This window comes from Calditrichia bacterium, from assembly GCA_020634975.1.
Taxonomy (GTDB): Bacteria; Calditrichota; Calditrichia; order RBG-13-44-9; family J075; genus JACKAQ01.
The window spans coordinates 1-23845 of the sequence record JACKAQ010000002.1 but is presented as its reverse complement, the minus strand read 5'-3'; the positions used below and the strand labels follow the sequence as shown (position 1 = coordinate 23845).

Genomic DNA, 23845 nt, shown 5'->3' with positions numbered 1-23845 from the left:
CCGGGCATTTGCCCGGATTTAGTGTTTATAAATTTCTGTCAAATTTGGATTTAACGCAACAACACCATACGTTTTACAATATGGTGCTCTCCGGCAACAACGCTGTAAAAATAGGTCCCGCTGGCAACTTCACGACCACCGTTATCCAATCCGTTCCAGATGATCTTGTGGCTCCCCGCTTCCCGGTTTTCAGCCAATAAATTGCGCACTTCCTGACCGAGCGTATTAAAAATACGGATTTCCACATACTCATGTTGCGGAATCTGGAAGCGGATTTCCGTTTGCGGATTGAATGGATTCGGGAAATTTTGCTCAACAGCAAAACTGGTGATAACATCGTTTATTTCCAACGATTTACGCAATTGAATTGCAGTCAAATATGGCTGATCTAATGTGATTGTTTCACCCTCCGAAAGCGGGATGCTCTCCACTACCTGCCGTCCGGCCATTAAATCCAGTACATAAGATTCACCGGATTTCAGCGGTAAATTTCGGGCACTCATCGCAGTTCGATCGATCAATCGGACTTCCAAAAGCGGCGAATCTTCATCCGTTAAACGGGTGTCGTTCGGGTAGCGCACATCAAAACTGGGAAACGGCGCAACCGGTGGCAATTGGAAAGATGCCATCGCATCCGGCGATATTTCAGTTGCAAAATAAAGCGTTTGAGTTGTGCCGGTCGCGTTACTGAACACCAGTTGGGGACGATCATCTAACCGAACATCCGAACGAATTTGCGCAGCACTGCGCGATTTTGCCAGCGTTACGACCGGCGGATTGCAATCGAGTGTAATCGTACCGGCTGAATTGGCGTAAATCCAGTAGCCCTTCCCCTGTTCGATAACATCGGACGCAACATACCCGCCGCCGGAAAAACCAAACAGCGTACCCGGTTCGATGATGCTGCTGTTATCGGTCACATCATCCAGCGCAACACTACAGGAAATGCCGGAAATCAGGTTCCAGCCGGAAGCCAGATCGAGATCATTTGTGTTAAGCGCATCGCCCGTAAACACTGCACTACCGGAAGATGAAAACTTTACCCAATATCCGTTTCCTTCGGTAATATGTAATTCGTTGGAGTAGCCGCTGCCGGAATCGTAGCTATACAATGTGTTGTTTTCCGCATTCGGAAACAGCCCGAGGTAATTGGAATCCACAACGTCGCTCGGCATCCCAACAATATTCCATCCGGAAGTAAATGTTTTTTCGAATTGCTGCTGCGGTGAATTTCCTTTCAAAAAGATACCAACCACAGTACTGGCGTTGGATGCAATAAAAACCAGCTCATTTGTATATGCCTGTTTTGTGCTGGATACGTTCCAATTTGAACCGGCGATCAGCGTTGTGCGAGAGCTGAACACTAAGTTGTCCATAGAAGCTTCGCTATAAACAATATTGGTTCCACCGTTTTTATCTTGATAAACCAAAGAAATAGTCCTGTGGTAATCGCTTAATATGATCATCGGTCTGGTTCCGGAACCGTCAATAAAATAGGTTGTCCAGGAATTTGTACCGTTGCGCACCAAAATATACATATCCGAACCATCGGTAGTTTTTACTCCAGCATATAATTTACCATCACTTGAAACTGCCAAATTAACGTGGTCGTCTCCAAATCCGGTACCGCCGTTGGTTATCGTTTCGGCAGCTGACCAGGTCGATTCGTTTGCGCCGTCAACATGATATTTGTAATAGAATACCTCGTCATTCTGATCCGACCACAGAATTCCGATGGTTGCGTCCGGCATCGCAATAATCGCAGAAATATCATCTGAATTCGTGCCCGCAATAATTATCTGGCTCGAAAAAGAAGTATACGGATAGTCGCTATGCTTTACAATTATGTTAGATCCATTTTCAGAAGCTATCCACATCTTATTTGCCGAGTCAATTTCGAGTGTTGCTGTTTCGGAACTGGGCAAACTAATCGTAACGGTTCCGCCCGGTCGCTTATTCCAAATTTGATATGAATTACTTGATGGTTTATGCTCAACCGAAACCAGGTATCCTTCTTCATTGTCGTAACTATGTAATAATATATGGGTTACACTCCCGATCGATTTACAATCAGCCTGAACATTGGTTTCATTCGATATCAACAAAACAGGTGTCCATTCATCTACATCCAGTCGAAAAATCCAGGTTCCCGATTGTGCAACACCCGAATTTGTCGGAAAAACGCACCACCATTTACCAGCATGAAACCACACTTTCGATTGCGGTTTTTCTCCGTTATCGTATGTCCCGGTTCCGGAAAAATTGTGAGAATAATCCAATATGGGTGTTACTGTCCCAAGCTCCGAAATCAAACTTTTACCGCCTACAAACCAATCTAAATTTCCGGGTTTTTGGGAAAAAACCTTGCTGGAAAATCCAAATATCAGCAGTATCACAAAAACTAAATTGCGTTGTGTATGCATCATTTTTTTTGCCGCATTCCTGTGGAACATCTTAAAACCTCCGTTACCTGTTCAAAAACGCAGATCAGCAGAATTATGAACAGATCAAAAATGAAAGCCAACTTTATAAATTTGTTGCCGGTTATGCACCTTTTTTATATCGGAAAATTTAGCGATTTCTGTTACTTATTTAGAGATTTAGATCAAATTTTCCTGTTTTTCTTTATTAGATAAAAAGGGGCAAAAGCCTAATTTCCAAACAATTGATACGTCATAAAGTTTAGCAAAAAAGTGCGCGTTAGTTGATGAACATGTTATAAAAGGTACCAAAAAATTTTCGCTTTTCGCCAAATTCCCTTTCCAGAATTTGATTGATTAGCCATTGCCTCCGGCATTTTGGTGTCTGAAATATCTGGCATTTTTGCCGGAAGTGCTGTAACTTCCCCAATGAAAAACGGTAACCGATTACGATTGAAAAGCGCAAGGGAATGACTGCTTCCACACCACCTGATGTCTCATTTTGGCTCGGATTTTTGCTTTGGTTTGTGATTGGTTATGCCGAAATCCACTTTCGCATTCCCGGTTTACCCTCCCGGCTATTCAAAAAAGAACCCGAAATAGTGTTCGATTTACCGCATCGCGCCACTGTTGGCAACGCTGTTCCGTTGTTTTTGTTTGTGAAAGATGCCGACCGTTTTCCGGTGAAACTGGGTGATATTTCGGTCACGATTTATCGATTTGGCGATGCAAAAGCTATTGCCAATCACACATTCCGGGTGAATGCTGCAATCGACACATATTTTGCCAGCAATACATTCTGGCTACCGGAAACTGCTTTTCCCGAACCCGGTAAGTATCTGATTTTATCGAACTTGGCATACATTGTTAACGGCAGGCAACAACAGTTGGTGCAGGATAATTATCGCGGTTTGAAAACCGCGCCGTTTCAAATTACTATTGGCGAAAGTGGGTTACCCACCCTTCCGGGCATGCATTGGGGCGATATCCACATTCACAGCAATTTCACGGATGACGCGGTGGAATTCGGTGCGCCCATCGCCGAAACGGCTGTTTGCGCACAATCGCTCGGGCTGTCATTTTTCGCAATTACCGATCACTCGTTTGATCTCGACGAACCCTCGGTTGATGATTGGCACGTTAGCCAACCCAATCCGCGCTGGGATCAATTTTTACAACACATTTACGCGGCGCAAACGGCACACCCGGAAATTTGCATCATTCCCGGGGAAGAAGTTTCGGTCGGGAACAGCCGGAACGAAAATGTGCATTGCCTGCTATTGGGCAATCGCCGGTTTTATCCCGGAACGGGCGACAGCGGCGACCGTCTGCTGCACAACCGACCGACGCTTACGCTGCCGGAGCTGATTTCGCTGGTAAATGCCAACGATCCGGATGCCCTGATTATCGCGGCGCACCCGTTTGACGTGCCGCCGGTTTCCCAAAAAGCGGTGCTCAATCGCGGGTTTTGGCGGCGCGACGATCGCCATCTGCCGGCGCTCTGCGGCTGGCAATTGCTCAATGGGCGAAAAGATGTTTTTTACGATTACGGATTTGAAAAATGGCGTGAGGCGCTGCTCTCCGGAAAGCAAATCGGCATTTTTGCCGGAACAGACGCGCACGGCAACTTTAACAATTTCCGGCAGGTGAAAATTCCGCTGTTGCAGATGGTTTTTCATCGCCAGCAATTGCTCGGGCAAACCCGCACCGGTATTTTTCTGGAAGAAAAGCCCGACGAAACCGCAGTTTTGGCGCAACTTTCCCGAAAACGCGCGGTTATTTCCAACGGACCGGCAGCGTGGCTGAGCATCGATCAAAACGGGCAACGCCATTTTCCCGGCGAAACTATTGCCGCTGAGACGCCGTTCACTGCTCAAATTTCCGCGAAAAGCACTGCGGAGTTTGGCAAGATCAATGAAATCCGTTTGATCACCGGAAATGTTCCGACCCGAAAAGAATCCATTCAACTGATCCAGCCCGTTTTGGCGGCAGGTTCGATTGAGAAAACCATCAATTTTCCCCACGGATTGCCAACCGGATATCTGCGGTTGTCGGTGTTCAGCGATCATCCGGACGGCGAACCGTGTTTTTGCCACACCAATCCAATCTGGATCGGGTAACGGCTGCCATCAAAAAAAATCGTTGATTTAATACAGTTTTTTGGCAATAATTGCGATGATGAATACAACTGGATAAAGCTGTTGGGTTTTGTAAATAGAGGATTTATGCGATTTATTGGATTATTTTTGTTGTTTTTTGGTGCTGCGAGCGGCGTTTTGGTTGCCCAAAACGAAGATGCATTCCCGGTTTTGATTGAACGTGTCATCGTTTTTGGCAACGAAAAAACCCGCGATGAAGTGGTATTGCGTGAGATACCGTTTGATTTTCCCGCCGAACTCAATCTCGAAGATTTTCAACTCATCCAAAATCGGTTGATGAATTTATTTCTGTTCAACCGAGTGGAATTGGGCATCATCGGGCAGGGCGAAGGCAAAATCCTCACCGTTCAATTGACCGAAACATGGTATGTTTACCCGGTTCCGCTGCTGTTTATTAACGAACGCGACTGGAGCAAAGTGAGCTACGGCTTTTCGCTGTCGCACACCAATTTCCGGGGCATGAACGAGCAGTTGGCGCTGGGCGGCTGGCTGGGTTTCAACCCGTCATTTTTTATGCGTTACAATAATCCCTGGCTCGGGCGGAACGCCAAATTCATTTTTGGCATCAACGCCTTTGGCAAAATGGTGGGCAATAAATTTTTCGATTTCGATGAACGGCACATCGGCGGCGGTGTTTCACTCGGCAAACGGTTGACGCTCAACACCTCAGTCCAGCTTTCAGCATCCGTAAAACGGGTGGAATTTCCCGTGGAATTCCGGCAGTTCAGCGTGTCTGGAGATCGTTCAGATGTCGTGCCGCAATTCGGGCTGCAAATTCGCACCGACAAACGGGATTTGTTCGAATATCCACGCAACGGGGCGTATGTCAAATGGAACATCACCCGCACCGGGTTGACCGCAAACCAACCGCAATTCTGGCGATTCAATTTTGATAACCGCGTCTATTTCAAACTGCACAACCGGCTCAGCATCGGTGGCAAACAATTGCTCACGTTCAACAGCGTTCCCGAATCCGAACTGCCGATTTACGACCGTATTTTTATCGGCTACGGCAATCGCATTCGCGGCTATTTCGACAAAATTCTCACCGGTCGCCATTTGATGATGCACCACGTTGAAGCGCGGATCGGGCTGGTGCCCATACGCTATTTATCGTGGGAAAACGCTCCGGTAATGCCGGTGTTTTTCCAGCAATTGAAATACGGACTGAGCCTGGGCTTGTTTGTGGACAGCGGCACAACCTGGAATCATTCCGAAGAATTATCGCTGAAAAACCATTTTACCGGTTACGGCGCCGGTTTGCACATCCACCTGCCGTATATTTATTTGTTGCGAATTGACCACGCCTGGAGCGATACCGGCGACCGCCAGTGGATCATCGAAGCCGGCGTATCTTTTTAATAATCAGATAGTTAGCAATGGAACGATTTTACGCGCCAGACCTCTTATCAACCAGCGAAACGATCGAACTTTCGCCGGATGAGAGCCACCACATTATCCGGGTGTTTCGCAAACACGCGGGTGAAACTGTGACGATCGCCAACGGCGACGGACTGATGGCAACCGCGACCATCACCGGACAAACCCGCAAAACCGTTCAGTGCAGCATTCAATCCATCGAACAGATTTCCCGTCCGGAACCGCAATTGCAGATCGCCATTTCCTGCATTCGCCCCAACCGGATGGATTGGGCGATCGAAAAATTGACTGAATTGGGCGTTGCCACGATCCAGCCGTTGATTTGCGAACACACCAGCGTGCGCCATTTTAAAATTGACCACTCTCGCAAAATTGCTGTCAGCGCGATGAAGCAGAGCGGCATCGCCTGGCTGCCGGAACTGCGCGAACCGATGTCTTTTTCCGATTGGGTGGCTGCAGAAGAATTGCAGGAAAACACGGTGCGGATGTTGGCGCATCTCGACCCGTCTTCGCAGCCGGTTGGTCAATTTTGCCAACATTCTACGCAGAAAATCAGCGTTGCGATCGGACCGGAAGGTGGGTTTTCCGCAAAAGAAATTGCCATCGCAGACGCCGCGAATTTCCGTTTCGCGAAACTGGACAACGCCATTCTCCGCGCAGAAACCGCGGCAATTGTCGCTGCCACGCAAATCAAATCTCTTTTTTTGAAATGATTTTTCGCTGCAAATTTATAAATGTGGTCAGGTTGGAGATTCCTGCAACACACAATAATCCCATTTTCCCTTCGCGCACTTTGCGACTTTGTGGCAATTACTCCCCGGTTAAAATTTTCCCCGATTTTTTCATCCCGATTGATTATATTATTGACTGCAAGTTCAATTAAAACAAGGTGATTTTATGAGCTGCATTTTCTGCAAAATTATCGACGGTGAGATTCCGTCCAAAAAAATTTACGAAGATGAGCATGTGATGGCGTTCCACGATGTGAATCCGGTGGCACCGGTACACGCGCTGATCATCCCGAAAAAGCACATCGGCAAAGTATCCGAAATGGATGATGCGGACGAACAATTGATGGGCAAATTGATCAGCACCGCCAAAAATGTTGCCGAACAGTTGGAGATCAGCGAGTCGGGATTCCGGCTGGTATTCAACAACGGCAAATCGGCAAATCAGACCGTATTTCACATCCATTTGCACTTGCTCGGCGGACGCGCGATGACCTGGCCGCCCGGATAATTGGCAAATATTAAACATCTGTAAATCTATTGAAATCAAAGGTTAACATGAAAGAAATTATCGTTTTGGGCGATCGCGTGTTGATTCGTCCCGATACTTCCGAAGAAAAAACGCAGGTGGGTTTATACCTGCCGCAAACCGTGAAAGAACGCGACGACGTTCAGCGCGGCTATATTTTCAAAACTGGGCCGGGCATTCCGCTGGCGGACCCGTCGTCGATCGGCGATGAACCATGGAGCCGCAGCGATGACAACGCACCGAAATACATCCCGATGGAAGCGCGGATCGGCGATTATGCATTGTTTTTGCGAAAAGCCGCGGTGGAAATCAAATATGATAATGAAGAATATTTTGTGGTGCCGCAAAGCGCTATTTTACTGCTAGTCCGCGATCAGGTTGAACTGCCACCGCTCGAAGCGGATGATACGTCGCCACTGGATTTTGAGTGACCACTCCGTCATTCCTGCAAAGGTATCGAAAGCGCTTCTTCGGAGAATAATCTCATTTTCATATGAAGTTACTAGCGTTACACATTTTCGCCACAGCGTCCATTAGATTTAAAAAAACAAATCAAAAAAGACGGTTTTGAAAAACAGGGTTATGATCATTAAAAACAAGCCTTTATCAAAGAAAATGGTGCCGTAATATTACTTTGTGATTCCCCCTGTCTTTTGAAAAAGGCACCACTTCGTGGGTGGCAAAAACAGGTTATGGGTAACAAGAACGGTAGAACAAGAATTATTATAAGTGCCGGGAAGCGTCATTTCCAGTTGGCTGTTTTTTCGATTGCGGAATCTTTCCCGAAAAGCACCAGCGTATCGCCTTCGTGGATCTGGTAATCCGGTGATGCCATAATTACCGGATGCGCATCATCGGCATGCGCGAAGGGGTGTAACTGCCGGATCATCAGCACTTCCACATTGTATTCGTTTCGCAACCGCAAGCCCGCAATGGTTTTGCCGATAAACCGCGGCGGCACCGGACGTTCCGCCAAACTGTAATCGCCGGAAACGCTGACCGATTTGGCTTTTTCCAGGGTGCGGATTTCATTGGCAAACCCATCCACCAGATTAAACTTCAGGCTTTCGCGATTGTATGCCAGCAGCACATCCTGCCGACGGATAGCGCCGATCACCTTTCCCGATTGCAATGCGGATATTACCGGAAATTCATCCACGTTATTTTTGGCGAACATCTGCATCACATTTTGCAAATTGTCATCATCGCGAACGGTGATAACGCCGGGACGGGTAACATCGTGGGCAACCACCAGCGAGCGCAGCGTTTCGTAATCGGTGATGATCGGGCGCAGCTCGCTTTCGGAAATCATCCCGGTAATTTTTTTCTCGCTGTTTACCGTATAAAATGTGTGATGGGGATTTTCCAGCATTCGCTCTACCAATTCCGGCAGGCTGAGGTTTTCTTCGATCAGCATGACATCATTTCGCATGTTATCGCGAACGAGCAGGCGGCGGAGAATATTGGTATCGCGCCCGGAGGAAAGCCGGTAGCCCTGCTGCTCCAGTTTACGGTTGTAAATGGAATCGCGGAGTGCCAGCCGCACAATGGTGGTGCTGATAACGACACCCAACATCAGCGGCAGCATAAAGGAATATTCGCGGGTCATTTCAAAAATGATCAGGATTGCCGAAATGGGAATCGAATTGATGCCGCCGAGTACCGCGCCCATCCCGACCAGAACGAATGCCGTGATATCCAGACTCATCCCGCCCAGCACATTTAACGATGTGGCAAAAAGGAAGCCGAGACACCCGCCCATAAACAGCGACGGCGCAAAAATCCCGCCGAAACCGCCGACCCCCAACACCATTGGCACCAGCACAAATTTCATCAATAATAAAACAAATACGGTTTTCCAACTGAGCGCATCTGCCAGCATGGCGTTAATGGCATCGTAACCGACACCGAAAATCAACGGGTAATAATAACCGCAGATACCAACCAGCAACCCGACGGTGGTCATCCGCAGCCAGCGTGGTGTTTTTGAGATAGCGGATAATCGCAGAATGCGACTGACCTGATCGGTATATCGCAAATAATACAGCGAAACAAGTCCCGCAGATAATCCCAAAATGGCATACAGATAGTAATGACTAACGGTTCCGCTGTGTAGCTGCGTAAACACAAAAGCCGGCTGGTCACCCAAAAACATATGCGAAACCGCGCTCGCGGAAACCGATGCCAAAATCAGTGCGGAAAACGTGGGTGCATGAAAATCGTTAAGCAAAATAACTTCCAGCGCAAAAAAAACGCCGCCCAATGGTGTATTAAATACGGCGGCAATGGCAGCGCCGGAACCGGCTGCGGTAAACATGCGCCGGCGGGAATCGGATAATCCGAAAACCGCGCCCAGTTTACTGGCAACACCGCCGCCCAACTGGGCAATCGGACCTTCCGGTCCGACAGTTCCGCCGGAACCGATATTTATCGCCGGTGCCAGAAAATGGAATAACGTAGTGCGAAATGGGATGTGACCGCCGCGCAACGCCACAGCTTTGATCACTTCCAGCACACCGCGACGCCCGGCAACTTCCGGCGCAAACTGGATCATCAAACTTTGCAGCAACATGCCTGCGGCAGGAAACACGATGATCAACCAAGACCATTTGCCGAAAAAATGATTTCCGATATCATCAAACAAAAAATGGCGAATCAGATGCACCGTATCATGAAACAACACGGCCGCCAAACCGGTAGCGATACCGATGGCAACCGAAAAAATGGTAACGATACTGTAATCCGGCAATCCCAATTCTGCTAATTTGCGCTGTAATCGCACACCTTTTCGGTGCATCAGCCGCATGTATTTTTTCAATTTCTTTATTCTTTCCATTTTCAAATTCATTTTTTTCAAGCGTGTAAATTTAGGTGTTGAAATCCCAAAAGAAAAGCTGCGTGATTATTTTTGTGTACTTGTTTAACTGACGGAATATCATTGCCGGTAGGTGTCATTCCTGCGAATGCAGGAATCTCAGGCTTATTTCCACATAAGTCACAGATCGCAGTCAAAATACAATTTAATGCCGCTAACCCTCAAAAAATAATGGCAATTGCATCGTTTTGCCGTTAACTTTGCACGAAAAATAACAGGTTGAATACGATTGCCGCTAAACAGAACGCTTAAAAAATCCACTGTACAGCTCATCCGGTTGCGCCGCGCGTTTATTGCCCAAACGCAGGCTTTTTTTGGCGGTATCCGTCGCGCGGAACATGTCTTCATGATTATTTCCGCCATCGTAATTGGCGCGTTGGGCGCGTTCGGTGCGATCGGTTTCCGGTTTCTCATCAAATTTGCCCACCGGATTTTTTTCCAGACCTGGGATTATTCCACCGTTTGGCTGTTCGATATTCCGTGGTGGCAGCGCCTGCTGCTCCCGGCTGTCGGCGGGCTGCTGGTCGGACCGATTGTCCAGTATATCGCCCACGAAGTGCGCGGCAGCGGTGTGCCGGAAGTAATGGAATCGGTTGCCATTCGTGGCGGTGCGATCCGTCCGCGGGTGATCATCAGCAAAATTCTGGCAGCAACCATCACCATCGGTTCCGGCGGTTCGGCGGGACGTGAAGGTCCGATCATCCACATCGGTTCGGCGATCGGTTCGGCCGTCGGGCAACTGCTGGCGGTTTCCGCCCGACGGTTACGCACGTTTGTAGCCTGCGGCGCGGCGGCGGGCATTGCCGCTACTTTTAACGCACCCATCGCCGGTGCGCTGTTCGCGGTTGAGGTGATCATCGGCGATTTTGGCGTCACCCAATTCAGCCCGATTGTTATTTCCGCTGTGGTGGCAACGGTTATTTCCCGGCATTTTATCGGCGATTTTCCGGCGTTCGAAGTGCCTGCTTTTAAAGTGGTTAGCGCGTTTGAATTTCTGCCGTATGCGGTGTTGGGAATTCTGGCAGGATTGCTGGCGGTGCTGTTCATCATCACGCTGTATCGAACAACGGACTGGTTCGATCAATTGAAAATTCCGGCGGTGCTAAAACCGGCGGCCGGCGGGTTGGTTGTGGGAATTATCGCGCTGGTGTTTCCGCAAATTTACGGCGTCGGTTACGAATCGATTAACGATGCGCTGTGGGGCAGAAATGTGGAATGGGTATTGATTGTTCTCATTTTCCTGAAAGTTATCGCCACATCCGCAACGCTGGGTTCCGGCGGCTCCGGCGGTGTTTTTGCACCGTCGCTGTTTATCGGCGCGATGCTCGGTTCGTTTATCGGCGATCTCACCCATCAATGGCAGCCGCAGCTTGCCGCAGATTCCGGCGCGTATGCGCTGGTTGGCATGGGCGCGATGGTTGCCGGCACCACACACGCGCCGATTTCGGCAATTTTGATCATTTTCGAATTGACGAATGACTACCGGGTGATTGCCCCACTGATGTTGAGTTGCATCATGTCCGTACTCATCGCGACCTATCTCAAAAAGGAAAGCGTCTACACGATGAAGCTGAAGCGCAAAGGGCTGAACATCTTCGAGGGACGCGATGTCAACGTATTGCGCAACATAAAGGTTCGCGATGTGCTGAACGCGGATATCGAACGCGTGCCCGGCAATTCGTCATTCACCGATTTAATCCGGCGATTGATGCACAGCCCGCACAATGAATTTTTTGTTGTCCGCGAAAATAACGAGATGATCGGCTCATTTTCCATCGGCGAAATCAAACAATTTTTGAAAGATGAGGATTATCTTTCCGGCGTGGTGATTGCGGCCGATCTTGCCCATCCGCCGCCGGTTGCGCTGCATCTGGACGATAACCTGGATTTGGTGATGCATCATTTCGGCAGATTTAACGTAGATGAACTGCCGGTACTGGAAAGCCGGGACAGCAACCGGCTGGTCGGTTCCGTTCAGCGAAAGGGCGTCATCGATGCGTATAACCGGGAAATTTTCAAATACGATCTCGCCGGTGGCATGCACAGCGTGGTTACAGCGGTCAGCAAGGAACGCACAATCGAGCTTGCTGAGGGGTATTCGCTGGTCGAAATTGATCCGCCAAACAGCTTCATCGGTAAAACGCTGCGCGACCTGAATATTCGCTCCCGCTACAAAGTGGAAGTCATTTTAATTCGCAAACAGCAAACCGGCGCACATACGTTTGCGAATCGTCCCGGAGCAATGCCGCTGCCGGATTACTGCATCGAATCCGGTGACCGGCTGCTGATTATGGGTCGTAAATCGGATATCCAATATCTTCAATAAAAACAGCCGCTTTCATTCCTGAAAAATCATATAATTTCCGAAAAAAGTAGCGGATTCAACATTTTCTGTTTATAATAAATTTGCAATCACAACAGAACTTTTCCGGCGCGACTGCCGCCATCGTCGCCAACAATCTGCAACGCAACAGGAAAATCACATGGATATTTTTTCGCCTTCACTGGTCAATTCAATAAAAATCGCCAAAGAGCGGCTGGATGCTCACGTTCGGGAAATCGTCCGTTGGCATTTTGACCCGAACAACGGCACGCCGTTCTGGATCGATTTCGCCACAAAACTCGCTTTCGACCCGCGCAAAGAAATCGGCGGATTCGACGATTTAAAGCTCCTCGGGCATTTTGAGGATGAATGGCTGCGCGGCGGTCCGGTGCGGCGATGGGTGCCAAAAGCGCTGGCAGATCAACCGATTTATATTTTCGAAACCGGCGGTTCCACCGGCATTCCCAAATCGCGCATCAACATTCGCGATTTCCAAACGGATTACGAAATGTTCAGCCAAACCCTCCCGCGCGAAACATTTCCGCACGGCGCAGACTGGCTGATGGTTGGTCCGAGCGGTCCGCGACGGTTGCGGCTGGCGGTGGAGCATTTGTGCCAGCATCGCGGCGGCATCTGCTTTTTTGTCGATCTCGATCCGCGCTGGGTAAATAAATTGATCAAACGCGGCGAACACCAGGAATTGGCGCTGTATAAAGATCATGTGATCGATCAGGTGTTGAAAATTTTGCGGGCACACGACAACATTCGCTGCGTGTTTACTACGCCAAAATTGCTGGAAGCGCTTTGCGATAAAATCGATTTGCGCAAATACGGCATCAGCGGCATTTTTTGCGGCGGTACGGAAATGAATGCCCAATTTCACCGTTTTGCACGCGAAGAGCTGGTGCCCGGCATCGATTTTCGCCCGACATACGGCAACACGCTGATGGGCTTAGCCGTGTGCAAACCGTTCGATCCGGCAGATAATTATGCGATCACTTATTATCCGCCGCATCCGCGCGCCGTTTTCGAAATTGTCAACCCGGACAATCTTGACGAACCGGTGGACTACGGGCAAACCGGCCGCGTGCTGCTGACCACCCTAACCCGCGAATTTTTTATGCCGCGATTCCCCGAACGCGATGAGGGCGAGCGCGCCGTTCCGCTACCGGATTTCCCGTATGACGGCGTGAGCAATTTACGATTGTTTTCCCGGTTCCAGCAGAGTGTTGTGGTTGGCGTTTACTGATTTAAAATTTAGAGGTTACTTAATGATACATATCCCCATTTTACGCGGCGGTAAAACCTACCGCAGCCTGGATTTGCAGCCACTCCCCCACTTTCAGTCCGGTGAAACGGTTGCGGAAGTGAGCCAGGCGAATCCCGGAATGATTGCACGGGATTTGCGCAATATTGCCGATGCGCAGTCTGCGTTGCAGCAAATACCGATTGCTGATTTGCTGGAAATCTGCAAAAAAACCGCTGATCAATTTCTGAACGCCACTTTGCCAATTGATGAAAACAGCAACCAAACCGCAGATGATTATGTGCAGCAACTCTCCGCCACTACCGGAATGCCGGCATCGTTGTGCCGGGCAAATATGGGAAAAATTGCCCACGTACTGGAAAATATGGGCGCAGTACTTGGCGGATTGACGCGCGGACTGGATTTGTCAATTCTCGATAGCGGCTACGTGGTTCATAACGATCGCCCGCTCAGCTTCCTCCGCGAAACAAACGCCCTCGGCGCCATACTACCGAGCAACTCGCCGGGCGTGCATTCGCTGTGGGTTCCGGCAATCCCGTTGAAAGTGCCGCTGGTGCTGAAACCGGGCAGCCAGGAACCGTGGACACCGTTGCGGATTGCCCGTGCGTTTATCGCTGCCGGTGCACCGCCGGAGGCGTTCAATATTTATCCGACCAACTACACCGGCGCGGCGGAAATTCTGCTGAAAACCGGTCGCTCCATGCTATTTGGCGATAAATCAACCGTTGCGCCGTGGAAAAAAGATCCGCGTGTTCAAATTCACGGTCCGGGGTGGAGCAAAATTATCATCGGGGAAGATTTGATCGATCGCTGGGAAGAATTTATCGACGTGATCGTCGATTCGGCAGCGGCAAACGGCGGGCGAAGCTGTATCAACGCATCCGGTGTGTGGGTGCCGCGTCACGGCAAGGCAATTGCCGAAGCTATCGCCAAAAAATTTGCGGCGTTCACCGCGCGATCGCTGGACGATCCGGCGGCGCAATTGCCTGCGTTTGCCAATCCCCTCGTTGCCGAACGCATCAGCGAGATGATCGACAGCCAGTTAACCGAACCCGGCGCAATTGATGTTACGGAAACCATTCGCGGACATTCACGATTGGTGCGGGATTTCGGCTGCACATTTCTGTTGCCGACCGTCACTTTTTGTGCGGATCACCACCATCCGCTGGCAAATACGGAATTTCTGTTCCCATATCTCAGCGTTTGCGAATCGCCGCAAAACGAAATATTGCATCAAATAGGCAGTTCGCTGGTTGTCACGGCAATTACAAATGACGAAGCATTTATCCGGGAATTGTTCGCATCACCACATGTGGAGCGACTGAACATCGGTGCGCTACCGACCTACCGGATCAGTTGGGATCAACCGCACGAAGGCAACTTGTTCGAACATTTGTATCGCCAGCGGGCGCTGCAACTCGCGATTTGAGTTTAGAATTTTTGGAAGCAAAGGTAATTTTCAAATTTATACTTATATGCGAAATATGTATTGATTTAACATTGTAAGAATGTCCCCACTCCTGCATTCGCAGGGGTGACCGTAAAAAAATTGTCTCTCCTGCGAATGCAGTTATCCCTAAAAATCCTGCAAAACCGACCTGAATTTCTCAACTTGTAATTTTCAAACCTCACTCCGCAACCGGACGACGGGAAAAATTATTCAAAATTTCACCAATGTTATCCTGCACCGCGCGGATTTTCGATGCGGGCAGCACAAAATGCTGCATCATCATGCTGAATGCCAATTTTTCGCCGTCGGCGGTAACGGTGTAACCGCTGAGGGTTGTCACACCGCTGAGCGTTCCCGTTTTCGCACGCAACACGCTTTGTGCGGCGGTGTCGTGCATGCGGCTGCGCAGCGTGCCGTCGATACCGGCAATCGGCAGCGATGCCCGGTATTCCGCCGAAACCCGGGGATCCGCATCCATCGATTTGAGCAATTCGATCAGCAAATTCGCCGTAATAATATTGTATCGGCTAACACCGGAGCCATCCGTAATACGATAGCTTGTGCTGTCCACACCCGCTTCCTGCAACATTTTACGAATGGCAGATAGCCCTTTTTCAGCGGTGCCGGGCGTGCCGCTCACCTCTGCGCCAACGACTTTGAGCAGCAATTCGGCGGATAAATTATCGCTCACTTTGTTGGTGTTCAGCACCACTTCGGTCAGCGGTTCGGATTGGTGACGAATCAGCAATTGCGGATTTTCCGGCAGCAAACCACGCTCGATTTTTCCGTAAAACATGATGCCCGCTTCGCGCATCAATTCGCTGAACAACGTTCCGACATAATAGGATGCATCAACGACATCCACCGTGTAAGTTCTTGTTCTGTCTGACAGATAGCGACCGCCTGCAACTTCGTAAATATTTTTGGCGATGGGTCGCCAAACGCGTTCGGCTTTGTATGCTTTGCGAATCTGGCTGTCGCTTTCGGCAACGGTTTTCGCGGTATTGGCGATCTGCATAAACCGGGTTTCCGGCTCAATCGATACCGACAGCGGCGCGCCAATCGTTTCACCGGGCGCAACGGTAATTTCCACACAATTGTCGTTAACCGTCAACGCGCAAATGGGCGCCCATTCCCATGCGGAAACATCGTCCCACATCCAGCCGTTCCCCCAATACAGATCATCGAGATACGATTCATCGCAAACGAGATTCCCGGAAACGCTGCGAACACCTTTTTTCTTCAATTCATTAACCATCCAGCGCAAATCGTCGGTGGTCAAATCGGGATTGCCATAGCCTTTGATGTATAAATTTCCGGTGATCGCGCTGTCCGAATGCGCGGCGGAGTCCGTATAAACTTCCGTTTTAAACCGGAAATTCGGTCCCAGATTTTTCAACGCGGAAGCCGTGGACAGCAATTTCATGTTCGACGCCGGATGCATCAGCATCTGGCTGTTGTGCGAATAGAGCGTTTCGCCGGTTTCCAGCGACACCACTTTTACCGCGGCGTCGGATTGCGACATCGCCGAATCCGCCAACGCACGATCAATTTGATGTGCTAATTGTTCGACCGGCTGCATCGATCCCGCCGGTGAGCGCAACTGGCTTCGTCCCGAACAGCCGGCAAAAAAAACGGTTGCTGCGAGCAAAACGGTAAAAAATGATGTGTTCGTAAATGTTTTCATCTGTCAATATTCCATTGTTTATCGTAATTGTTCAAGTTGTTTGGCAATGTGTTGCGGATCTTCGCAAAGCATCGTCTGCATGCCGAATGTTTGGGCAGCGGCTATGTTTTCCGGACGGTCGTCGATGAGCAAACAGCGTTCCGGCGCGACATTCAGCTGTTCAATAATATAGCGATATGCCGCAACATCCGGTTTTCGGGCACCGGCGATATGCGATCCCATTTTCACTGAAAAATGGCGAAAGAAATCATAATTTTTCAGCATGTATCCCCAATGAATCACGTTTGAGTTTGAAAAGCAGGCCAGATGATAGCGGGATTTCAATTTGGGCAGCGTTTGCGCAAGTGCTTTATTTACAGTCGTTAACTCAGCTTGCCGAAGGATGATTAATTCGCGGGGCGATATGCAGCCTTTCAACGCCCGGATCGTTTCTGAGAGATAGGTTTTGAGATCGATGTTGCCGGTGCTCAACGCATCCGCGAGCACGCCGCCGCCATCGGAGCGCCCCAGCAAAACGTTGCGCACATCCTGTTCCGGCAATCCGGATCTTTGGGACAACATGCCGATGGTCGGCTGAAAATCGATGTTGATCAGCACGCCGCCAATGTCAAAAACAATCCAGTCGATGTTATTCGGGTGCGTCATTTTGCCGGGCTTTGTTGAAGTAAATGTTGAAAAACAAGGATTGATAGCGAATGGAATTATCCCAATATTGCCAACTGTGACCACCGGGACGTTCGCTGTAATCGTGCGGCACTTCCGCATCGAGCAGTGCGCGATGCAGGCTGCGGTTAACGTCGATAAAAAAATCGTTGACGCCGCAATCGAAGATCAGCGCGAGATTGGCAGATTTGAGCGCGGCAATGTTTCCGGCAACCGAGAGGGAATCCCATCGTGCCGGAAAATCTTCGATCGAACCAATTGTTTCTGCCAGTCCCCAGCGTTCCGGAAAGGGGCGAATATCCAATCCACCGCTGATGCTGCCGGCAGCGCCGAAGGTTTCCGGGTGACGGGCAGCCAGCAACAATGCGCCGTGTCCGCCCATGCTAAGCCCTGTAATCGCACGACCTGAACGATTGTTAATGGTTCGGAAATTGGCATCTGCAAATGCGACGACTTCAACTGCCACATGGGTTTCGAATTGCGATTTCGGGTCAAAAGGACTATCGAAATACCAACTGTCCTCGTTCCCGTCCGGGCAAACGATGATCATTTGATAAACATCCGCCAACACCGCAACACCGGTTTTGGCATTCCAATTGGTGTGATCGCCGCCGTGTCCGTGCAGCAGATACATCACCGGAAACCGCGTTTCCGATGATGTAGCATAACTATCCGGCAAAATAATCAGCGCCTGAAGGGTGGTATCCATTGCGGCACTGGGCACATCGCGGATTTCGACGACTGCCGCCGAAAGCGGACCGGCAATCAACAAAATGGCGAACAGCCAGTTGCGGAAGCGCATCAATTACGCTCCCGTTTGAATATATTCGCGGATAGCAGGCAACAATCCTTCAACACCTTCAACCAGCGGGCGCACCACTGGAATCCCCAACAGCTCTCGCTGCTGCTGCTGATAACTGCGCATTTGGGCATCCGTCCACGATTCCTCGTTCAACGCGATGCCGAGCACCCGGGAGCCATACATTTTGATCAGCGCAATTTCATCCAGCAATGTGGGGATTTTCACACCCAATTCTTCGTGACCTTCGAACATATCGCGTCCGGGCGCATGTTGCAGAATAACGCCTTTTGCGTTACCGGACAGCAGAAATTCCGTGCCACAGGGACCACTGGGGTTGCGCAATGCGGATTGTCCTTCGATAAACATGACATCGGGATTGGCTTCTTTTGCACAATCCACAATCGCCCGCTCAATTTCACCGCTGATAAAATCGTTGACGGTGGAATCGAACACAAAACCGTATCGATTCCCCTGCATCCAGCCGGTTTGACCGGTGTAAATCATCTCGGCGGAGATGCCGTGATTCCGGCAAGTTTCCGTCAAAAACCGGGCGGTAGTGCGTTTGCCGAGCGCGCAATCGGTTCCCAAAACGGCCACAACGGCATTTTTGATATCATAAATTTCGCCGGACCAGAAACGCAATTCGCTGATCGGGCGGGGTTTGCGAACGTCAAACATCTCGACACCGGTTTCTTCGGCTATTTTAATAAATTCGGGATCGTCGCTCAAAAATGAATGCAATCCGCAAATGACGGACAGCCCTTTTCGCATAGCGGTGAACAATTCGCTGCGCATCTCTTTGGGCAATTTCCCACCGTGAACGGCAACGCCAACGACTGCATATTTGGGCGTTTTGCCAACCTTTTCGATGGCTTCGGTAACGTTTGCATAAACGGGAATACCGCGTTTTTTTCCATCCATAATTTCACCGGCATCTTTTCCGGCAAATACGGGATCGACGACGGCTAACACATCAAATCGTTCGGTGCCGCGGAGCAGTCCGTGGCAGGTTTTGGCATGCAGGTTGTTTAACCAACCGTTCGTCAGGACAATAGCTGTGCCCTTAATCATAAATATTAATCCTCGCTAAGTTGTTGTCTGTAACCCAGTTCTGTTTCGGCGTCCATTCGCCGGAAATAATCTTTTGCTGCGTTCATCACTTTTGGAGATAATATCAATGCGGAGCTCATTGTCGGGATCGCCATCAGCGCGTACATGCCATCGATGAGGCTCACAACGGCATCGAGCGAAACAACGGACGCCACAACAATCAACGCCACATAAAAGTAATTATAATAATGTTGACGCTCTGCGCCAATCAAAAAACCGAGACATTTGGTGCCATAATAGGAATAGCTGAACATAGTGCTGGTGCTAAAAAACAGCACACAAATGATGAGCACATACGCGCCAACGCCCGGCATCGCCGATTCAAACGCTGTAGAGGTGAGCGTTACGCCGTTATCTGCGCTGGTTTTCCAAACGCCGGAAATGAGGATAACCATTGCGGTTGTTGTGCAAACCACGATCGTATCCACAAAGGGTCCGAGCATGGCAACCAGACCTTCGCGAACCGGTTCATCGGTTTTTGCAGCACCATGTGCCATTGCTTCGGTGCCGATGCCCGCTTCATTGGAAAACGCCGCCCGCCGGACACCGGTGATAATCACCGTTCCCAACGCACCGCCGCCAATGGCTGCACCGGTAAAGGCATCGGTAAAAATAAGGTTCAAATAAAAAGGGATTTCCGTGTAGTTTGTACCCAAAATCCAAATGGCTGCCAGCAGATACAACACAACCATTGCCGGAACCAGCTTTGAGGTAACTTGCCCAATTCGCGCAATACCGCCAAATACAACCACAGATGTGAGTCCGGCAATAATTAACCCGGTCATCAGGTTGAACAGAAAGGGATCATCACCCACCCAGCCGTTCGGGATAAAAATAACATCCCGCAACACCTGCGTCAGTTGGTTGGCCTGAAATGCGGGCAAACAGCCGATCAATCCGGCTAATGAAAAAAACACCGCCAGCGGTCGCCATTTTTTGCCGAGACCTTCGGTGATGACATACATCGGTCCGCCCTGCAAATGCCCCTTGCTGTCCTTTCCGCGATACATCACTGCCAGAGTGCAGGTGAAAAATTTGGTTGCAACGCCAACAATTGCGCTCATCCACATCCAGAATATCGCACCCGGACCACCGGTGGCAATCGCGATAGCAACCCCGGCAATATTGCCCATGCCAATGGTGCCTGCTAACGCGCTGGATAACGCCTGAAAATGGGAAATATCCCCTTCGTCGTTGGGATCGTCGTATTTTCCGCGAAGAATATTTACCCCGTGCCGGAAATAGCGGAACGGAATCAATCGCGAAAACACCAGAAAAAACAACCCGCCCCCCAACAACAGCACCAACAACCACGGTCCCCAGGCTGCATCGGCAAATGCGACAATCCATTGTTCGATATTCTGCAAAATGGTACCTCTTTTTTTATGAAAATTTCGAAGGTGAAGATACGAACTGAGTTTGGAATTTACAAATGCAGATCTTGCCAGTGTTGATATTCGTTTGCTGTGCTAAAGCAATCGGGTGCCGTTGGGAACGGGCTTTTCGGGGATTGCCAAAATAACATCGCCATTTTGATCATGAAATCCGGTGACCAGACATTCCGATATAAACGGACCAATTTGTTTGGGTGGGAAATTGACCACACCAATTACCTGTTTGCCGATCAGTTCTGATAAACAATAGTGCGCCGTAATTTGCGCCGATGATTGTTTGATGCCGATATCCGCCCCAAAATCTACCCAAAGTTTGTATGCGGGTTTTCGGGCTTCGGGAAATTCCTGCGCATCGATAATGGTGCCGACGCACAGCGCCACTTTTTGAAAATCATCCCAATTGATTGTTTCCATTGAAATTGACTCGATCAAGAATGAATAACATTCTGTGGCTTGCCGTTGAGAAATGCCTGCACATTTTCGACAACCGTATTCAGCAATCGCTGGCGCGATGCACGGGTTGCCCAGGCAATATGCGGCGTGATGATGCAGTTGTTTGCGCCAAACAACGGGTGACCGGATTTCGGCGGTTCGCTGTCCAGCACATCCAGTCCGGCACCGGCGATGCGTTCATTGTTGAGCGCATTGCGCAACGCGGCTTCATCGATCAACGGTCCGCGACTGGTGTTGATCAGCAGCGCAGAAGATTTCATTTTCGCCAGCCGTTCTGCGTTGACAATTTTATGTGTTTCATCGGTGAGCGGGCAATGCAGGCTGAGCACATCGCTGTTGCGAAACAGCGTTTCGAGATCGACTGCGACAACATTTTCCGGCAGATTTTCCGGCGGATGCGGCGTGTGGAAAATAACCTTCATCCCGAATCCGAGTGCGATTTTCGCAACCGCTTTGCCGATGTTCCCGTATCCGAGAATCCCGAGCGTCAGCCCGTTCAGTTCAACCAAAGGATAATCCCAGAAACAAAAATCACCGGATTTCTCCCATTTTCCGCTCAGCACGGCATCGTGATGATGGGCAACCCGTTGCGTCAAATTCAAAACATGCGCGAATACCATTTGCGCGACAGACGGCGCGCCGTAATCCGGCACGTTGGTTACGATCACATTATTTTTCTTCGCAGCATCGATTTCGATAACGTTGTAACCGGTTGCCATCACCCCCAGATAACGCAACTTCGGCAGTTGCGAAAATGTATCCGCAGTAAACACGGATTTATTGGTGAGCACAATTTCCGCATCGCGGCAGCGCTCCACCAGTTGTTTTGCAGACGTGCGTTCATAAAAATCGCAGTCGCCCTGCGATTGCAGCGAATCCCAACTCAAATCACCGGGATTCAACGTGTAGCTTTCGATGACAACTATTTTCATGGTTTTATCTATTTTTAGACAGGGTGACAGGCTTTACATGATGCTTCTGTTTTGTTTTGACAGCATTACAGGATTTACGGGATGAATTAACAGAAAATAATGCCTATCCGTTTATCGGGAGACCCCTGCATGCGCAGGGGTGACAGCTAAATGTGTCATTCCTGCGAAGGCAGGAATCTCTTTTCTCTTTTAAACGGCGTATCAATTGACCACTGAAAATTATCAGAAATTCATTCTGTTATCGTAACACACAAAACGATTATGTTAATCCTGTCAAATATCTCCCGGTTTCACACTCAATTTTCGATATTCAAATTCGCCAAACGCTCCACTTCCCGTTGCACAATGCGATTGAGCGCCGCCTCGCCTTCATCCTGGTTTTTGTAAATCAGGCGGTGATTGAGCACGCTGTGCGCCAGCGTTTTCAAATCGTCTTCCACCACATAATTGCGGCCGTGCAGCAGCGCGTATGCCCGCAAACATTTCAAATAAATAATCCCGCTCCGGGTGGATGCGCCCAGTCGAATCGCATCGTCGCTACGCGTATGGCGAACGATATTGCTCACCGCGTGAATAATTTCCGGATGGACAAACACAAACTCCGCGTTGTTGCGCAGCATCATGATATCTTCATATTTGATCACCGGATGAACAGTTTCGGGAATTTTGTTGATCGAGAGATAATCGCGGTAAATTTCCATTTCCTTATCTTCGGAAACATAGCCGAAGTTGAACTTCATGAAAAAACGATCGAGCTGTGCGGCAGGCAACGGATAAGTGCCTTCAAACTCAATGGGGTTTTGGGTGGCGATCACAAAGAAAAAAGGATCGAGCGGATAGGTTTTCTCCCCAACGGTGATCTGGTTTTCCGCCATACATTCGAGCAACGCGGATTGCACTTTCGGCGATGCGCGGTTAATTTCGTCCGCCAGCACGATATTCGAGAACAGCGGTCCCGCTTTGAACAGAAAATCTTTATTGCGATCATCAAAAATATAGGTACCGATCAAATCCATCGGGAGCAAATCCGGGGTAAACTGGATGCGCTTGAACTCCACATGACTGTCTGATTCGTTACGCGTATGTTTCCCTTCGATGGAAAACGCCAGCGACTTGGCCATGCTGGTTTTTCCCAATCCCGGCAAATCTTCCAGCAACAAATGTCCGCCGGCAACCATGCAGGTCACAACTTTTGCCACTTCCGCGTCTTTTCCGCGAATAATTTTACCGATGTTGTTGCGCAACGCTTCCGCTTTTGCCTGACAAGCCAATACCGTTTCGTTCGAGAGCATTTCTGTGGGTGTTTCCATTCAGGTTCCTTTTATTTCGATTTGGTTTTGTTTTTTCCTGATTCGTTGATAAAGAAAATTGGTAATGTAGTATTTTGATAACGCTTTTTGAAAACTAATCTAATGAAGAAATCCCCGCTTGCCGGAAAAATATCCCGTCAGTTAGCCATATCCCTCATTCAATATCCACAACTAATTTGTTTATTACCGTCGTAAAAATATTTGAAATCACCTACAATTGAAAAAGCTTCCGGAGTTTTTCATCAACCTGCATTTGCAGTTCGGGCGTCAAATTCCCCAATTCGCGTTGAATAATAGAAGTCGTAATCGTTATTACGCGGTGTAATCGAATTGCAGAAGATGTTTTTAACCCCGTTTCGGAAA

At 49.3% G+C, this 23845-nt stretch carries 18 protein-coding genes; 8 read left to right on the top strand and 10 right to left on the bottom strand.

What is annotated here, in order from left to right; all coding sequences use genetic code 11:
- Positions 1-50: 50 nt before the first annotated feature.
- Positions 51-1877 carry a T9SS type A sorting domain-containing protein gene (locus tag H6629_14320; protein MCB9068970.1) on the bottom strand — a complete coding sequence of 609 codons (1827 nt, stop codon included), beginning with the start codon at positions 1875-1877 and terminating at the stop codon, positions 51-53.
- A gap of 1013 nt (positions 1878-2890) precedes the next feature.
- Here H6629_14320 and H6629_14315 point away from each other — a divergent pair.
- The 5 genes from H6629_14315 (at position 2891) to H6629_14295 (ending at position 7647) form a co-directional block, all read left to right on the top strand.
- Entirely contained in the window at positions 2891-4540 is a 1650-nt protein-coding gene (locus H6629_14315) for a CehA/McbA family metallohydrolase (GenBank protein ID MCB9068969.1), read from the top strand.
- 105 nt (positions 4541-4645) lie between these two features.
- The gene (locus tag H6629_14310) at positions 4646-5941 is read left to right on the top strand and encodes a BamA/TamA family outer membrane protein (GenBank protein MCB9068968.1); all 1296 of its coding nucleotides are present in this window, start codon (positions 4646-4648) and stop codon (positions 5939-5941) included.
- Positions 5942-5958: 17 nt separating this feature from the next.
- Positions 5959-6672: a 16S rRNA (uracil(1498)-N(3))-methyltransferase gene (locus H6629_14305; GenBank protein MCB9068967.1), complete on the top strand. Its 714-nt coding sequence runs from the start codon at positions 5959-5961 to the stop codon at positions 6670-6672.
- A gap of 184 nt (positions 6673-6856) precedes the next feature.
- Positions 6857-7198: a histidine triad nucleotide-binding protein gene (locus tag H6629_14300; GenBank protein ID MCB9068966.1), complete on the top strand. Its 342-nt coding sequence runs from the start codon at positions 6857-6859 to the stop codon at positions 7196-7198.
- A 47-nt stretch (positions 7199-7245) separates the two neighbouring features.
- Positions 7246-7647 carry a co-chaperone GroES gene (locus H6629_14295; GenBank protein ID MCB9068965.1) on the top strand — a complete coding sequence of 134 codons (402 nt, stop codon included), beginning with the start codon at positions 7246-7248 and terminating at the stop codon, positions 7645-7647.
- Between the two features lie 311 nt (positions 7648-7958).
- Here H6629_14295 and H6629_14290 read toward each other — a convergent pair whose 3' ends face one another.
- The gene (locus tag H6629_14290) at positions 7959-10052 is read right to left on the bottom strand and encodes a chloride channel protein (GenBank protein MCB9068964.1); all 2094 of its coding nucleotides are present in this window, start codon (positions 10050-10052) and stop codon (positions 7959-7961) included.
- Positions 10053-10320: 268 nt separating this feature from the next.
- Here H6629_14290 and H6629_14285 point away from each other — a divergent pair, with 268 nt between their 5' ends.
- From H6629_14285 to H6629_14275, 3 genes are all read left to right on the top strand, one after another.
- The gene (locus H6629_14285; GenBank protein ID MCB9068963.1) at positions 10321-12417 is read left to right on the top strand and encodes a chloride channel protein; all 2097 of its coding nucleotides are present in this window, start codon (positions 10321-10323) and stop codon (positions 12415-12417) included.
- Positions 12418-12574: 157 nt separating this feature from the next.
- On the top strand, positions 12575-13663 hold the full coding sequence (locus tag H6629_14280; GenBank protein ID MCB9068962.1) for a hypothetical protein: 1089 nt from the start codon (positions 12575-12577) through the stop codon (positions 13661-13663).
- A 22-nt stretch (positions 13664-13685) separates the two neighbouring features.
- Positions 13686-15110 carry an aldehyde dehydrogenase gene (locus H6629_14275; protein MCB9068961.1) on the top strand — a complete coding sequence of 475 codons (1425 nt, stop codon included), beginning with the start codon at positions 13686-13688 and terminating at the stop codon, positions 15108-15110.
- A 199-nt stretch (positions 15111-15309) separates the two neighbouring features.
- On the opposite strand, the gene dacB is transcribed toward H6629_14275, so the two are convergent.
- From dacB to H6629_14235, 8 genes are all read right to left on the bottom strand, one after another.
- Positions 15310-16818, bottom strand: coding sequence for a D-alanyl-D-alanine carboxypeptidase/D-alanyl-D-alanine-endopeptidase (gene dacB, locus H6629_14270; protein MCB9068960.1), 1509 nt, complete (start codon positions 16816-16818; stop codon positions 15310-15312).
- Positions 16819-16836: 18 nt separating this feature from the next.
- Positions 16837-17463, bottom strand: coding sequence for an HAD-IA family hydrolase (locus tag H6629_14265; protein MCB9068959.1), 627 nt, complete (start codon positions 17461-17463; stop codon positions 16837-16839).
- The gene (locus H6629_14260) at positions 17447-18283 is read right to left on the bottom strand and encodes an esterase family protein (protein ID MCB9068958.1); all 837 of its coding nucleotides are present in this window, start codon (positions 18281-18283) and stop codon (positions 17447-17449) included. Before H6629_14260 ends, H6629_14265 begins: the two co-directional genes overlap by 17 nt.
- Before the next feature lie 3 nt (positions 18284-18286).
- Positions 18287-19354 (bottom strand): DUF1611 domain-containing protein, encoded by a 1068-nt coding sequence (locus H6629_14255; GenBank protein ID MCB9068957.1) that lies wholly within the window; start codon positions 19352-19354, stop codon positions 18287-18289.
- Positions 19355-19359: 5 nt separating this feature from the next.
- Complete coding sequence (locus tag H6629_14250; GenBank protein MCB9068956.1) at positions 19360-20760, bottom strand: alanine:cation symporter family protein; 1401 nt, start codon at positions 20758-20760, stop codon at positions 19360-19362.
- A gap of 102 nt (positions 20761-20862) precedes the next feature.
- On the bottom strand, positions 20863-21201 hold the full coding sequence (locus H6629_14245) for a tRNA-binding protein (GenBank protein ID MCB9068955.1): 339 nt from the start codon (positions 21199-21201) through the stop codon (positions 20863-20865).
- A gap of 14 nt (positions 21202-21215) precedes the next feature.
- Positions 21216-22172, bottom strand: a complete 957-nt coding sequence (locus H6629_14240) for a D-2-hydroxyacid dehydrogenase (protein ID MCB9068954.1) — start codon at positions 22170-22172, stop codon at positions 21216-21218.
- A gap of 296 nt (positions 22173-22468) precedes the next feature.
- Positions 22469-23482 (bottom strand): MoxR family ATPase, encoded by a 1014-nt coding sequence (locus H6629_14235; protein ID MCB9068953.1) that lies wholly within the window; start codon positions 23480-23482, stop codon positions 22469-22471.
- Between the last annotated feature and the right edge of the window lie 363 nt (positions 23483-23845).